The organism is Actinomycetota bacterium, from assembly GCA_030776725.1.
In the GTDB taxonomy this organism is placed as follows: Bacteria; Actinomycetota; Nitriliruptoria; order Nitriliruptorales; family JAHWKO01; genus JAHWKW01.
Map to the genome: position 1 here is coordinate 1 of JALYHG010000168.1, position 14,222 is coordinate 14,222.

General features: G+C 70.7%; 14 protein-coding genes. 7 read left to right on the top strand and 7 right to left on the bottom strand.

Annotation, left to right across the window (positions count from 1 at the left end; translation table 11 throughout):
• Window positions 1-1,689, bottom strand: a 1,689-nt coding sequence (locus M3N57_07820; protein MDP9022590.1) for an exodeoxyribonuclease V subunit gamma, incomplete at its 3' end; no start/stop codon positions are given.
• A 97-nt stretch (window positions 1,690-1,786) separates the two neighbouring features.
• A complete protein-coding gene (locus tag M3N57_07825; protein ID MDP9022591.1) occupies window positions 1,787-2,746 on the bottom strand; it encodes an NADP-dependent oxidoreductase in 960 nt (319 codons plus the stop codon).
• Window positions 2,747-2,969: 223 nt separating this feature from the next.
• Here M3N57_07825 and M3N57_07830 point away from each other — a divergent pair, with 223 nt between their 5' ends.
• The 5 genes from M3N57_07830 to M3N57_07850 all read left to right on the top strand — a co-directional run bounded on the left by M3N57_07830 (window position 2,970) and on the right by M3N57_07850 (window position 8,855).
• The gene (locus M3N57_07830) at window positions 2,970-4,295 is read left to right on the top strand and encodes a branched-chain amino acid ABC transporter substrate-binding protein (protein MDP9022592.1); all 1,326 of its coding nucleotides are present in this window, start codon (window positions 2,970-2,972) and stop codon (window positions 4,293-4,295) included.
• 71 nt (window positions 4,296-4,366) lie between these two features.
• On the top strand, window positions 4,367-5,440 hold the full coding sequence (locus M3N57_07835) for a branched-chain amino acid ABC transporter permease (GenBank protein MDP9022593.1): 1,074 nt from the start codon (window positions 4,367-4,369) through the stop codon (window positions 5,438-5,440).
• Window positions 5,441-7,264 carry a branched-chain amino acid ABC transporter permease gene (locus M3N57_07840; protein ID MDP9022594.1) on the top strand — a complete coding sequence of 608 codons (1,824 nt, stop codon included), beginning with the start codon at window positions 5,441-5,443 and terminating at the stop codon, window positions 7,262-7,264. It abuts the gene before it with no gap.
• Complete coding sequence (locus M3N57_07845; protein MDP9022595.1) at window positions 7,264-8,103, top strand: ABC transporter ATP-binding protein; 840 nt, start codon at window positions 7,264-7,266, stop codon at window positions 8,101-8,103. The genes M3N57_07840 and M3N57_07845 overlap by 1 nt, the downstream gene beginning before the upstream one ends.
• Window positions 8,100-8,855 (top strand): ABC transporter ATP-binding protein, encoded by a 756-nt coding sequence (locus tag M3N57_07850; GenBank protein ID MDP9022596.1) that lies wholly within the window; start codon window positions 8,100-8,102, stop codon window positions 8,853-8,855. The genes M3N57_07845 and M3N57_07850 overlap by 4 nt, the downstream gene beginning before the upstream one ends.
• A 57-nt stretch (window positions 8,856-8,912) precedes the next feature.
• Here M3N57_07850 and M3N57_07855 read toward each other — a convergent pair whose 3' ends face one another.
• The 4 genes from M3N57_07855 to M3N57_07870 all read right to left on the bottom strand — a co-directional run bounded on the left by M3N57_07855 (window position 8,913) and on the right by M3N57_07870 (window position 12,151).
• A complete protein-coding gene (locus M3N57_07855) occupies window positions 8,913-9,746 on the bottom strand; it encodes an ABC transporter permease (GenBank protein MDP9022597.1) in 834 nt (277 codons plus the stop codon).
• A complete protein-coding gene (locus tag M3N57_07860) occupies window positions 9,743-10,702 on the bottom strand; it encodes an ATP-binding cassette domain-containing protein (protein MDP9022598.1) in 960 nt (319 codons plus the stop codon). Before M3N57_07860 ends, M3N57_07855 begins: the two co-directional genes overlap by 4 nt.
• Before the next feature lie 88 nt (window positions 10,703-10,790).
• The gene (locus M3N57_07865) at window positions 10,791-11,324 is read right to left on the bottom strand and encodes a M23 family metallopeptidase (protein MDP9022599.1); all 534 of its coding nucleotides are present in this window, start codon (window positions 11,322-11,324) and stop codon (window positions 10,791-10,793) included.
• A gap of 89 nt (window positions 11,325-11,413) precedes the next feature.
• Window positions 11,414-12,151 carry a Mut7-C ubiquitin/RNAse domain-containing protein gene (locus M3N57_07870; GenBank protein ID MDP9022600.1) on the bottom strand — a complete coding sequence of 246 codons (738 nt, stop codon included), beginning with the start codon at window positions 12,149-12,151 and terminating at the stop codon, window positions 11,414-11,416.
• Window positions 12,152-12,280: 129 nt separating this feature from the next.
• Here M3N57_07870 and M3N57_07875 point away from each other — a divergent pair, with 129 nt between their 5' ends.
• A complete protein-coding gene (locus M3N57_07875; GenBank protein ID MDP9022601.1) occupies window positions 12,281-13,114 on the top strand; it encodes a TIGR03619 family F420-dependent LLM class oxidoreductase in 834 nt (277 codons plus the stop codon).
• 4 nt (window positions 13,115-13,118) lie between these two features.
• A complete protein-coding gene (locus M3N57_07880; GenBank protein ID MDP9022602.1) occupies window positions 13,119-14,048 on the top strand; it encodes a DMT family transporter in 930 nt (309 codons plus the stop codon).
• 33 nt (window positions 14,049-14,081) lie between these two features.
• On the opposite strand, the gene M3N57_07885 is transcribed toward M3N57_07880, so the two are convergent.
• A complete protein-coding gene (locus tag M3N57_07885) occupies window positions 14,082-14,207 on the bottom strand; it encodes a M23 family metallopeptidase (protein ID MDP9022603.1) in 126 nt (41 codons plus the stop codon).
• Window positions 14,208-14,222 lie beyond the last annotated feature (15 nt).

Here is a 14,222-nt window from a genome sequence, read left to right on the forward strand (position 1 = left end):
GAACTCGGCGAACCGGCCGGCGAGGTCGACCTGGGATGCCTCGACGTCGTCGAGCGGGACGGTGGCGCCCACCAGCCGCTGGTCCTCGTCGGCCATGGTGACACCCAGCAGGAGGCGGTCGAGACCGGCCCGCCACGTGTTCGCCGTCACGTCGTGCAGGCCGAAGCTGGCCCGGTGGTCGCCGTCGAGCCCCCAACGGATGCGCGCATCCGCGACCCACGTCTCGAGCTGCTGCAGATCGCCGTCGTCGAAGCCCAAGCGGCGACGGACCGGCTCGCGGGACGCCAGGTCCAGCACCTGTGAGGCCGTGAGCCGCCCTTGGGCCACCTCCAGCAGCTCGGCGACGACACGCATCACCGGGTTGCTCTGGCGGATCGAGCGGTCGGCCAGACGCACCCTCAGGTCGGGCAGGTCGCCGGCGGGGCCGGTGTCGGTCACGGCCCGCGCTCCGAACACCGCGTGCACGATCGGAGCGAAGGTCTCGATATCGGGGCACGCGACGATGATGTCGCGCGGTTCCAGCGTCGGGTCGTCGGCCAGCAGGTGGAGGATCGCGTCGCGGAGCACCTCGACCTGGCGGGTGCGGCCGTGGCAGGCGTGCACCTGGACGGAGCGGTCGCGGGGGTCGTGGACCGGACGGAGGTCGTCGTGGCCGGTGGCCGGCGCTCCGGGCGGCAGCCGGTCGGCACGGACCTCGGCCTGGATGCGCGCCAGGAGGCTGGCAGGCCGATCGTCGACGGCGTGGTGGTCGTCGGTGTGCGCTCCAGCCGCCCCGGTGACGACCAGCTGCAGCTCACGGGCGTCGCGCCCCCAGGACGCCAGCAACGGGTTGCCGGGCAGGTCGCGGGTGGGGTCATCGACACGGCGGCGGGCGCCGGGCGGCGCCTGGGCGACGTCGGCCGCGACCCGGCTCCACAGGACCGGGGAGGGGTGCAGGAGGAACAGGTGGACGTCGCGGGTCGCGGCCAGGGAACCCAGGAGCGCGGCGTAGCTCGCCGGGAGCGCGGTGAGCCCGAACAGCGACAGCCGCGGCGGGAGGTCGGGGACGTCCAGGCCGTCGCGGAGCTGGCGGACGGCGTCGTCGAGCCGCTCCGCGGGACTGGGCACACCGAGCCGTTCACGGACGCAGCGCCACAGCCGCGGCTGCCAGCGGGCGGCTGCATCCAGCGCCGCGTTGCAGTCGTCCACGTCACGTCCGGACGCCCAGGCGCGGACCATCTCCGGGCGGTGCACGCCGTAGCGGTCGTACAGGTCGGCGACGTGACGGACCGCCGTGTACCGGCGCGCCGGCGCCGGGCTGGCGTCATCGCCGGTCGCCGCACTCAGGTGGGCGCGGATCGGGGTGAGCCAGGCGTCGTGCAGGTGGACGTCGACCGTCTCGAGCAGGGGCCACACCAGCCGGTTGGGAGACCACGGGTCCTCGTCGGGGCGCAGATCCCCGGCGGCGGCAAGTGCCTGGCCCATCACACGGCTGGGGAACGGGAACGCGACGTTGGCGCAGACACCGTCGCGCCGCCCCACCGTGGTTCCCAGCCGGGTCGACAGCTCCTGCGCCAGCCACCGTTCGATCCCGCGCGATGGGACCGCCACGACCTCCGGCGTCATCGGGTCCGGCAACGACGTGGCGATCACGCCGGCCAGAGCGTCGACCAGCCGGTCCGCACGTTCGGCGCGGTGGATGTGCAGCACGGTGCCCTCCCGCCAGGGGGAGGAGTATGCCGGTGACGCGCGACGTCCCCGCGACCTGCACGCCGCGGTGAGGTGAGCCGCGGTCGTCGGGTACCGCCTAGCGCTGCGACCCGGGGACGTGCAGGACCAGCTTCCCGCACACGTGGCCGTCCTCGCTGACCCGGTGCGCGTCGGCGGCTTCATCCAGGCGGTAGGTGCCCTGCACGCGCGGTTCGAGCACGCCCTCGTCGAGGAGCGCGGCGATCGTGGCCAGCTGCTCGCCGTCCGGTTCGACCAGCATGCCGGTGGCCCGCACGCCCCGCTCATCGGCCAGTTGCCGTTCCTCGTCACTCAGGCTGGACAACCGCACCAGCACCCCTTCGGGCACGAGCACATCGAGCGAACGGACCAGGGTGTCGCCTCCGATCGGGTCGATCACCACGTCGACGTCGTCGACGGCTTCGGCGAAGTCCGTGCTCGTGTAGTCGATCACCTCATCGACCCCCAGGGACCGCAGGAAGTCAGCGTGGCGCGACGAGGTCCCGATCACCCGCGCGTCCTTCCACTTGGCCAGCTGGACGGCGACGTGGCCGACGCCCCCGGCAGCGGCGTGGATCAGCACCGTCGCGCCCGGTTGCAGTCCAGCGTGATCGAACAGCGCCTGCCACGCGGTCAGTGCGACCAGCGGGAGCGCCCCGGCTTCGACGGCGCTGATGCTGGCGGGTTTGGAGGCGAGGTGCTCGGCGGGGGCGGCGACGTGCTCGGCGTACGCCCGGCCGAGTTGAGGGAAGCGGACCATCCCGAACACGGCGTCGCCGGTCGCGAACTCCGCCACGTCCGGCCCGACCGCCTCGACGACACCGGCGACGTCCCACCCGAGGATCCACGGCGGCTCGCCGACCTGCTCGGCCACACCACCGCCCCGCCGGGTCTTCCAGTCCACCGGGTTGATCCCGGCCGCGTGGTTCCGGATCAGCACCTCACCGGGTCCGGGGGTGGGCTTCGAGACCTCGTCGACGGCCAGGACCTCCGCGTCGCCCGTCTGCTGGGCCACGACCGCTCGCATCAGCTCCGCCATGGGGTTCCCGTCTCCTCGCGTTGTCGTCGTCACCGACGCTATTCGCTCGACGTCCGCGCCGTCACCCGACTCGGGGCGGTGAATGGTCGCCAGCACCGGGGTGCCGCTGCACGCAGCCGCACCCCCGCCGTGCGGCGGTACTTCCGGGCGCGCTCCGACCGTTGTAGTATCGATCGTCCGGCGGTCTGTCGTGACCACCGTGACCCTCGGAGGAGGCGACGACATGCGGGACCGGAAGGCGTCGGGCTGGTTGGGGCTCGCCTTGGCGATGATGCTGTTGGCGGTCGCGTGCGGTGGCGGGGACGGCGAGGTCCAGACCACCCCGACCACCACGACCACCCCGACGGACCAGGGGGCCGGCCTGGGCACGATCACGATCCGGGCCGGCGAGCCGGTCAAGATCGCGACGCTCCAGGCGATCTCGGGTGACAACGCCAACCTCGGTGAGGACCAGGTCCGTGCCTCCAAGATCGCGATCGATCGGCGGGAGGGCCGGCTGCTGGGCCACGCGATCGAGCTCCAGGTCGAGGACGAGGCCTGCTCGAACGAGGGCGGTCAGACCGGCGCCCAGAAGATCGTCTCGGATCCCCAGATCATCGGGACGATCGGGACGAGCTGCTCGGACGCAGCGGTCCCCGCCTCCCAGATCATCTCCCAGGCGGGCGGCGTGCTGATCTCCGGCTCGAACACCTCTCCGTCGCTGACCGCGAGGGGCTACCTGGAGGAGGGGACGCTCGAGCAGGCGGAGAACTTCTCGGAGGGGTACTACCGCACGTCCCACAACGACGAGTTCCAGGGCCACGGCGCGGCGCAGTTCGCATACGAGGAGCTGGGCGCCAGGACGGCGGCGACCGTCCACGACGGCGACCCCTACACCGAGGGGCTGGCGACCGAGTTCGGCCGGTTCTTCCAGGAGTTCGGCGGTGAGGTGGTGCTAGCCACCGCGATCAACAAGGGCGACACGGACATGCGACCGGTGCTCACCGAGGTCGTCGCCGAGAAGCCCGACATCTTCTTCTTCCCGATCTTCCAGCCGGAAGCGGACTTCATCGTCCAGCAGGCGACGGAGTACCCGGAACTCGATGACGTGACGTTCATGGGCGCGGATGCGTTGCTGTCCGACACGTTCGTCACCATCAAGGAGAGCGAAGGGATGTACTTCTCGGGCCCGGCCCGGAGCGAGTCCGGCCAGTACGACGACTTCGTCGAGATGTACGAGAGCGAGTTCGGCGAGAAGCCGATCCAGTCCTTCCACGCCCACGCCTACGACGCCACCAACCTCCTGCTCGACAAGATCGAGGAGGTCGCCGAGCAGGACGGCGACACACTGACGATCGACAAGCAGGCGCTCCGCGACGCGCTGTACGCCACCAGGGACTACGACGGGCTCACCGGGCGGATCACCTGCAACGTCTTCGGTGACTGCGCCTCGCCGCGCATCGGCGTGTACCACAACACCGACCCGTCGGTGGGCATCTTCGGGACGATCAGCAACGTGGTGTTCACGTCCTCGCCGGAGGTGAAGGCCACCGTCCCCGAGCGGCGGTAGACGCACGGGTCCGGGCCGGCCTCCGACGCGGCGGCCGGCCCGGTCCCACTAACCTCCCGTCCGTGTCCACCGTGCTGAACCGCCCATCGCGTTGGTCGGCGCGCCGTATCGACTTCGTCACCGTCGTCCTTTGGCTGGTGCGGATCGCCGCGGTGATCGTGGTGATCTGGGGCGCGTACTTCAGTCTGACCGGCGGGCGGCTCACCGTCGTCCAGTGGCGCGGTCTGGTGCTGGCCGGGATCGCTCAGGGGTCGGTCTACGCGCTGATCGCTTTGGGCTACACGATGGTCTACGGCGTGCTCGGGTTCATCAACTTCGCGCACGGCGAGGTCTTCATGAGCGGGGCGATGGTCGGCTTCGTCGCCGCGGACGCGCTCGCGCGCCACGGTGTGTGGAACAGCCAGCCGGTGCTGTCGCTCCTGATCGTCCTGGCGGTGTCGATGGCGGTGTCGACCTTCGTGGCGGTGCTCCTCGAGCGGGTGGCCTACCGGCCGCTGCGGGGCGCGCCCCGCCTGATCCCGCTGATCACGTCGATCGGCGCGTCGTTCTTCCTGCAGTACACGTTCCGGGGGTTGTTCGGGCCGGGGATCAAGACCTACCCGTCGGTCGACGTCCTCCAGGGCCAGGTCAGCCTCCTCGGCGTCGGAGTGGTCAAGACCCAGGCGCTGACGATCGTGGCGGCGTTCGCGATGATGCTCGGTCTGTACCAGTTCGTGGAGCGCACCAAGACGGGGCGGGCGATGCGGGCGGTGGCCGAGGACAAGGAGATCGCCGCGCTGATGGGGGTCGACGTCGACCGCACCATCGTCACCACGTTCGCGGTAGGCGGCGCCATGGCGGGTGCGGCCGGCCTGCTGTGGGCGCTGGTGTTCCGGTCGGTGTTCTTCTTCACGGGGTTCCTCCCCGGCATCAAGGCGTTCACCGCCGCGGTCCTGGGAGGGATCGGCAACATCGTGGGCGCCATGATCGGTGGGCTGCTGTTGGGGGTCTTCGAGGCGTTGGGCCCCAGCATGGTCCTGACCGGCCTGGGGATCCCCTCGGCCCACCAGCTCAAGGACGTGGTGGCGTTCACCGCGTTGGTCATGGTGCTGATCTTCCGTCCCAGCGGTGTCCTGGGCGAGCGGTTGGCGGAGGAGCGGGCGTAGATGGCGCGGACCCTGCGCACCCCCGCCCGGGAAGCCGGTCCTGCCGTCGAGCGCGAGCAGCAGCGCCGCGACATCGACCTGCGGCGCGCGGTGCGGTGGGGCCTGATCTCGGGGGTAACCGCGGTCTACGTCCCGGCGGTCGGCATGGTGGCCAGCTTCGCCGGCCGCAGGATCGCCGGCGTGGTGACGCTCGGCTACCTGCTGATGGTCCTTGTGCCGCTGACGTACGGCTACGTGGCCGGGAAACCGCCCCCACAGCTCGAGGGGTACGCGCCAGCACGCCGGGGCCCACGCAACGTCCTGGCGGGGCTGGTGACCGGGGTGGCGACGGCGCTCGTCCTGACGGCGTTCCTGGCCGTGGTCGACGCGCTCGACCTGAGGCGTATGTTCATCAACTTGAGCCCGCAGATGGTCGACCAGCTCACGTTCGGCCGGGGCGTGACGGGCGGGGCGGCCCTGCTCCTGGCCGGTTCGGCGGTCGCGGGGGCCGCTGGCGGTGCGGTCCACGTCATCCCACAGCGGTGGCGGCGGCCGCTGCTGGCGACGCTGCTGTGGGTGGTCACGTTCGGGCTGCTCCGGGACCTGATCGGGCCGCTGCTGCGCGGGACCGGCCTGGGGGCGGTGGCCGACATGCTGTACGCGCGCGGCGGCGGCCTGTCCGGTTGGGGCGCCGCCATCGTCGCAGTCAGCTTCTTCGCCTTCTACGCCGTGATCGAGACGCGACGCACCACCGTCCGGGAGCGGTTCGAGGCGATGCCGGCGCGCCAGCGGCGGACCTACGGTGCGGTGGCGCTCGCCGTCGGTGTCGTGGTGGTGGGACTGCTGCCGCAGGTGCTGGGGCCGTTCCTCAGCGAGATCCTCGACCTGGTGGGGATCTACCTGTTGATGGCGCTCGGCCTGAACATCGTCGTGGGGTACGCCGGCCTGCTCGACCTTGGGTACGTCGCGTTCTTCGCGGTGGGTGCGTACACCGCCGCGGTCCTGACCTCCCCCGGGTCGCCACGGTGGAGTCCCGAGCTGACCATCTGGCTGGCGTTGCCGTCCGTCGTCCTGGCGGCGGCGATGGCGGGGATCATCGTGGGCACGCCGGTGTTGCGCATGCGGGGCGACTACCTCGCGATCGTCACCTTGGGGTTCGGGGAGATCGCGCGGATCCTGTTCCTGTCGGACTGGCTCAAGCCCGTCTTCGGGGGCGCGCAGGGCATCACACGCGTCCCGCCGGTGTCCGTGGGGCCGATCGTGCTGCGCACACCGCCGCAGTTCTTCTACGCGATCGCGTTCTTCGCGATCATCGCTGCGTACGTGTCGTGGGCCCTGCGTGAGTCACGCATCGGTCGTGCCTGGATGGCGATGCGTGAGGACGAATCGGTCGCCGAGGTCCTCGGGATCAACATCGCGTCCGCCAAGCTGTCGGCGTTCATCGTCGGGGCGGTGCTGGCCAGCTTCGGTGGTGCGCTGTTCGCGTCCAAGATCGGGTCGGTGTTCCCGAACAGCTTCAACATCGTGGTGTCGATCATCGTCCTGGTGATCATCATCGTCGGTGGCATGGGCAGCCTGCCCGGCGTCGCGGTGGGCGCGCTGGTCCTGGTCGGCGCCCCGCAGCTCCTGCGCGAGTTCGAGGCGTACCAGTTCCTGCTGTACGGGGCGTTGCTGATCTTCATGATGGTGAACCGCCCCGAGGGTCTGATCCCCAGCAAGCGCAGAGCGCGTGAGCTCCATCAGGACGAGCTGATGCAGGACGCGTGGATCAGTCGCCAGCAGGAGCACGAGGGGCGCGAGGCGCCTGCATCCCCGGAGCGAAGCCCCGACGCCGGGTTGACCTGATGGCGCTGCTGGAGACGGTGGAGCTGACCAAGGCCTTCGGCGGGCTGAAGGCGATCGACGGCTTGAGCTTCCACGTCGACGAGGGGGAGATCGTCAGCGTGATCGGGCCGAACGGCGCCGGGAAGACGACGCTGTTCAACCTGGTGAGCGGGATGATCCGACCCGATGCCGGAGACATCGTCTTCGACGATCACAGCCTGGTCGGCCTCCGGCCCAACGAGATCACGCGCTTGGGCGTCGCTCGCACGTTCCAGAACGTCCGGTTGTTCGCCAACATGACGGTGCGTGAGAACGTGATGGTGGCCCAGCACTGCCGCACCCGGTCGGGGATCTTCTCGGCGGTCCTGCGCACGCCCCGCTTCCGCCAGGAGGAGGAGGAGGTCCGTCGCAACGCCGAGGGCATCCTCGGTTTCTTCGGGACCCGCCTCGTCGGGTACCGCTACGACCAGCCAGCGATGGTGCTGTCGTACGCCAACCGTCGGCGGCTGGAGATCGCCCGTGCGATGGGCACCGGCGCCAGGATGCTCCTGCTCGACGAACCCACCGCCGGGATGAACCCACGCGAGACGGCCGAGCTGACCGACCTGATCGGGAAGCTCCGAGACGAACGCGGCTACACCGTGTGTCTGATCGAGCATGACATGCGGGTGGTGCGGGGGGTGTCGGATCGCGTGGTCGTGCTCGACCACGGGCGGAAGATCACCGAGGGCACCTACCACGAGGTCGCCAACGACGAACGGGTGATCGAGGCCTACCTCGGCACCAAGGCGCTCGCAGATCGTGGATCCGATCACCGCGCGGGCGACAGCGCCGGCAGCTCGGCAGGGGAGCAAGGATGAGCGTGCCGGGAGACAGCAGCGCCTCGGGTGGCCCACGTCCGGTGCTCGAGCTGCGCCACGTCGACGCGCACTACGGCGTGATCCAGGTGCTGCGCGACGTCACGCTCGTCATCCACGAGGGGGAGATCGTCTGCTTGCTCGGCGGGAACGCCAGCGGGAAGACCACCACGTTGAAGACGGTGCTGGGCTACCTGGAACCCACCGCGGGGGACGTGATCCTCGCCGGTGAGCGGGTCAACGGCCTGCCCACCCAGCAGTTGGTCCGCAAGGGCGTCTCGATGGTCCCCGAGAACCGCCGGCTGTTCAAGCGGATGACCGTCCGCGAGAACCTCGAGATGGGCAGCTACCTCCGCCGCGACCGTGACGCGGTCGAGGAAGACCTCGAGAACGTGTTGACGCTGTTCCCCCGCGTCAAGCAGCGCCTGAACCAGCGTGCGGGGACCCTGTCGGGCGGTGAGCAGCAGATGGTGGCGGTCGGACGGGCGCTGATGTCACGGCCGAAGGTCCTGCTGATGGACGAGCCATCGATGGGCCTGGCGCCGGTCCTCGTGGCGCAGAACTTCGAGATCATCGAGCGGATCAACGAGGCCGGGACGACGGTGTTCATGGTCGAACAGAACGCCAATATGGCGTTGTCGATCGCCGACCGCGGGTACGTGCTACAGACCGGCGAGATCGTCCTGGCCGATACCGCCGAGGGCCTGCTGAACAACCGTCAGATGCAACGGGCGTACCTCGGCGACCTGGAGTAGCCCGGCGGTGTTGCGCTGCGTGCGCGCGCCGGCGCCTCGGCGACGTCGCATCCAGACTCAGGTCAAGCGTCGGTAACGGCGGACGGCCAGCGGCACGAAGACCGCCAGGAACAGTCCCGCCCACGCGACCGTGCCCAGCAGGGCGTTGGTGACCGGCCTGGTGATCGACGACTCCCCGATGGACAGGGCACGCGCCGCGTCCGCCGCGAACGTCACCGGGCTGACGTTGGCGAACGCTCGCAGCCACCCGGGGAAGGTCGTGATCGGGACGAACACGGAGCTCGCGAACACCAGCGGGAAGATCGCGACGAAGCTGGCCGACTGGGCCGCCTCGGCGCCTGGCACGATCAGGGCAAGCCAGGCGAAGATCCAGCTGACCGCGAAGCCGAACAGCGCCACGACACCGATCGCGCCCAGCGCCGCAGCAACCCCGACCTGGAACCGGAACCCGATCGTGTACCCGACCGCCACCATCAAGACGATGACGAACAGGCTGCGAACCAGATCGGCGAGCGTCCGCCCGGCCAGGACCGCCGACCGCGCCATCGGCATCGACCGGAACCTGTCGATCACACCGCGCTCGAGGTCCTCGGCGAGCCCGACCGAGGTCTGCGTGGAGCGGAACGCGGCCGACTGCACGAAGATCCCTGGCAGCAGGAAATCGACGTACGACACGCCGGGCGGCAGCGCCCCGCCGATCGCTCCACCGAAGACGTAGGCGAACAGCAGCACGAACATCACCGGTTGGATCGTGGAGAACACGACCAGCCGGGGTTGGCGGACGAAGTGGCGCAGGTTGCGGGCGGCCACCACGAGGCTGTCGTGCAGCGCCCAACGCAGCTGTTCGGACCGGTCGGAGCGGATCCTCGTCGTGTCCGTCGCGGTGCTCATGCGGCGGTCGGTTCCTCGACGGCGCGACGGCCGGTCAGTTCCAGGAACACGTCGTCAAGCGTCGGGCGGCGCAGCGCAAGGTCGAGCACCGCGATGTCCGCATCGTGCAGGGCCCGGGCGACGTCCGCGACGAGACCGACGCCGTCGTGGTGCACCGGCAGGACCAGCACGTCGGCGCGCCGTTCGTGGCGCGGCTCACAGCCGACGGGGGCCAGCGCACGCACCGCACGGTCGCGGTCGGATGGGTGCTGCAGCCGGACGAGGACCACCTGTCCGCCGACGTGGTCCTTCAGCTCGTCGCCGGTGCCCTCTGCGATGATGCGTCCCCGGTCCATGACGACGATGCGGTCGGCGAGCTCGTCCGCTTCCTCGAGGTTCTGGGTGGTGAGCAGCAACGTGACGCCGTCGCCCACCAGGTCGCGGATCACCTGCCACATCTGGCGGCGACTGCGCGGATCCAGGCCGGTGGTCGGTTCGTCGAGGAACAGCAGCTGCGCCTGGGTGACCAGGCTCGACGCCAGGTCGAGCCGGCGACGCATCCCACCCGAGTACGTCCGCACCGGGCGATCCCCGGCGTCAGTGAGTCCGAAGCGTCCGAGGAGCGCGTCGGCGCGTGCAGATGCCTGCATCCGGTCGAGGTGGAACAGGCGGGCGAACATGCGCAGGTTCTCGCGGCCGGTCAGCAACTCGTCGACCGCGGCGAACTGTCCGGTCAGAGCGATGCGGCGGCGAACGGCCGGGGCTTGGGTCACGACGTCGTGTCCGAACACCTGGGCGCGTCCGCTGTCGGGGAGCAGCAACGTCGCGAGGATCCGCACGAACGTGGTCTTGCCCGCACCGTTGGGACCCAGCAGGGCCACGACCGTTCCCTGCGGCACCTCGAGGTCGACGGAATCGAGCGCGACGGTGGCGCCGAAGGTCCGGCGGATCCCTTCCGCTTGGACGACCGCCGCCACGCGCGCTCCTCGTTCCGATCGGGGCGATGCTACGTCCGGTCGGCGTCGACGCCTCGTCAGTGTCCGGGCTCGCGACGGTCACACACCATCAGCGGCAGTGCTCATCGAGCCACGCGAACGGGTTGATCGCTCCTTCGGGCGTCAGCATCTCGAAGTGCAGGTGCGGGCGGCTCCCGACAGCGTTCCCGCTCGTGCCGACGTACCCCACGACCGTTCCGGCTTCGACCCGGCCATGCTCCCCGCGTCGCCCCAGGTGCGCCCCGACGTACCGGACGCCGTCGTCACCGTGCAGGACGTACTGCAGCCCGCCGCGGCCACCCTCGACGTGGTCAACGCGCCCGGGGACGCTGGCCGCCACCGCCGTTCCGCGGTAGGCGTACAGGTCGATGCCACGGTGGCGGCGGCCGTCGGGCTTCCTCACCCCGAAGTCGTCGACGAACGACACCGTCCCGACCACCGGGCAGACCCACACCGACCCTTGCCGGTCGCTGCCGTCGTCGCCGTTGGGTCGGTCGTCGCCGGCCACAGCACCGTCACCGGCCGTCGGTTGACTGGCCCACTGGCGGGCCTGCGGCCACAGGCCACGCGCCGCGACCCCGCCTGCCACGGCCAGTCCCGCCACGACAAGGACGGCAGCGACCGTGACCCGCCGACGTTCCGGTGGGGCAGCGTCAGGCGGCCTCGCGGTCCAGGTCTGGAAGCCGTCCACGCTCAGCCCTGCAGAGCCTCGTGGATGAACTCTTCGAGCGAGTCCAGATGCGATCCGCCCCAGAACACCTGTCCGCAGTCGCCGCAACGCACGAACGTGTCGTGGTCCTTGCGGGTGCCTGGTTGGAGCTGGTCCGAGACCTCCGCTTTGGGGACGGGCTCGAGGAGGCCGTTGCAGGCCAGGCAGCGACTGAACGGCGTGACCTTGCCCGCCAGCTGGAAACGGCGCACGACCTCGACGGCTTGCTGACGCGGGTCGGTGGAGCGGATCAGGTAGCCGTGGCGGACCCGGTTGCGCATCAGCAACCCACGGTCGCGCGTCAGCAGCCACCGTCGCTCCTCGGCCGAGATCGACGCCAGCGCCCGATCGTCGAGGTCGTTGCGGTACGCCGCGTCGAACCCCAGCAGCCGGAGCCGCTGCGCCAGCCGACCCAGGTGAGCGTCGAGCACGAAGCGGGGCTCGAGAGCATCGGGGCGGACCCGGGACACGTCGTCCACCTCCAGCGACGCGAACGGCGGGTACACGCTGACGCGGTCGCCTCCCGCGATGCGATGCGCGAAACCGACGCTCTCGCCGTTCACGAGGACCAGATCGACCTCGGTGTGCGGGACGCCGCAGGACTCGATCGCGTCCTTGACGGAACGGGGACGTTCGACGGGGACATCGACCTCGCCGTTGCGGTCGGCGTCGAACGCCAGGTCACGGAGGTCGGCGTAGAACCGGAGGGTCGCGCGGGCCACCACACGGCCAGCGTACGGCTGCGCCCGTGCCGTCTCGTCCGCCGGGAGGGGACGTTCGCGCGTCCGGGGCGTTCGCCGGCGTACCGTGCGGACCGAAACACTGCACGCGCCGGGAGACGGAGCAGCCGGGTGGCGGTCGAGATCGGGATCGTCCTGCCGACCTACGGCGCGCACGCGTCGCCGGAGGGGGTCCTGACGGTGGCGCGCGCCGCCGCCGAGCTCGGCTTCGGGTCGGTTTGGGCCAGCGAGCATCTCCTGGTCGGTCCCGAGGTCCCCGACCGCTACACCCAGGTCTTCGACCCGCTCACGACGCTGGGGTGGGTGGCGGGGCAGGTCGCCGACGTCGCTCTTGGGACCTCGATCCTGATCCTGCCGCTGCACAACCCGGTCGAGGTCGCCAAGGAGGTCGCGAGCCTGCAGCAACTATCGGGCGGTCGTGTGCGGCTCGCCGTCGGAGTCGGGTGGTACGAGCGTGAGTTCTCCTTCCTCGGCCACCGCTTCGACGATCGAGGCGACCGCGCCGACGAAGCGCTGGACGTGATCCGCGCCCTGTGGAACGGTGCCGAACGCTTCTCGGGCAGCCGCTGGTCCTTCGACGACGTCCGCTTCGCGCCGCTGCCTGACCCGCCTCCACCGGTGTGGATCGGTGGGAACTCGGCCGCAGCCCGCCGCCGCGCCGCTGCGCGCGGAGATGCCTGGCATCCCACCAGCCCCGACCCGGATACGGTGCGCCGCGGTCGTGAGGAGCTCGGCGACCTACCGATCGTTCCGCGCTACTCGGTCGCGCTCGACGGGGACGGGGCGCCGGTCGCGGGTCCACCCGCCGCCGTGGCCGATCAGCTGCGGCAACGGCTCGAAGCCGGCGCCGATGGGTTCGTGCTCCGCTTCGGCCTCCACCCGGACGTCACCGTCGACGCGATGCGCCGCTTCGCCGGGGAGGTGCTGCCCCGGCTGGCCGACTGAGCGGGTGCCCGCCCGCGCGGAGCAGCTGCGACGGTTCGGTCGGCGCCATCCCCTGGTCCCGATCGCCTGCGGCGTGCTGTTGTACAGCACCGGACCCGTGCTGGTGCAGGCCTCGTCGGTGTCGGGTCCGGCGTTCTCGTTCTGGCGGCTGTGGTTCGGCGTGGTGGTCCTCGGCGTCACCACGTTGGCGCACATGCGCATCTCCGGTCGGCGCCCGAGGATCCGGGCGTGGCGTTGGTCGGTGGGGGCGGGGTTGGCGTTCGGTGCTCACCAGCTGCTGTTCTTCTCGGCCATCAAGGCCACGTCGGTCGTCGACGTGACGCTGATCAACACCCTGGCGCCGATCGTCACCGGGATCCTGGCGGTCCCCGTCTTCCAGGAACGTCCCGGGCCGTCGTTCCGGCTGTGGTCGCTCGTGGCGATGGCGGGCACGGCGGCCGTGGTGCTGGCAGCTTCCACCGGGCCGGACGGCAGCCCCACCGGGATGGCGCTGGCCGTGGGGAACGTGGTCGTCTTCGCCATCTTCTTCCTGGCGTCCAAGGGCAGCCGGGAGCACCTCGACGTGGTGCCGTTCCTGTTCGGCGTCATCACGCTGGCGGCGTTCACCGTCTCCACCTACGTGGTGGTCGCCGGGGAAGAGGTGGGCGCCGCCACCGTCCGTGACCTGCTGTTCGCCGCCATCGTGGCGGCCGGCCCCGGCACGGTCGGGCACGTGGTCAGCACCTGGCCGTTGCGGTGGGTCCCGGCGAACATCCCGCCGGTGATGCGCCTGGCGATCCCGGTGCTCGCCGCCACCTGGGCGTGGTGGTTCCTCGGCGAACCCGTCACCGTGGTGCACGTCGTCGGTGGGGTGGTCACCGTCGCTGGTGTGGCCGGTGCCATCCTGTCCCCCGGCGGGCAGGCCCTCATGGAGGAGGAGACCCTTGAGGGATAGCCCGCTGCTGCACGGCGCGTGGCCGCTGCCTGATCAGCCGGCGCACACAGCCAGCAGCACGGGGTAGGGGTTGACCGGCCCCTGAGAGTCGTGCATCTCGAAGTGCAGGTGCGGGTCCGTGCCGGCGGCGTTCCCACTCGTTCCGACCCGGCCGATCACCGTGCCTGCCTGGAC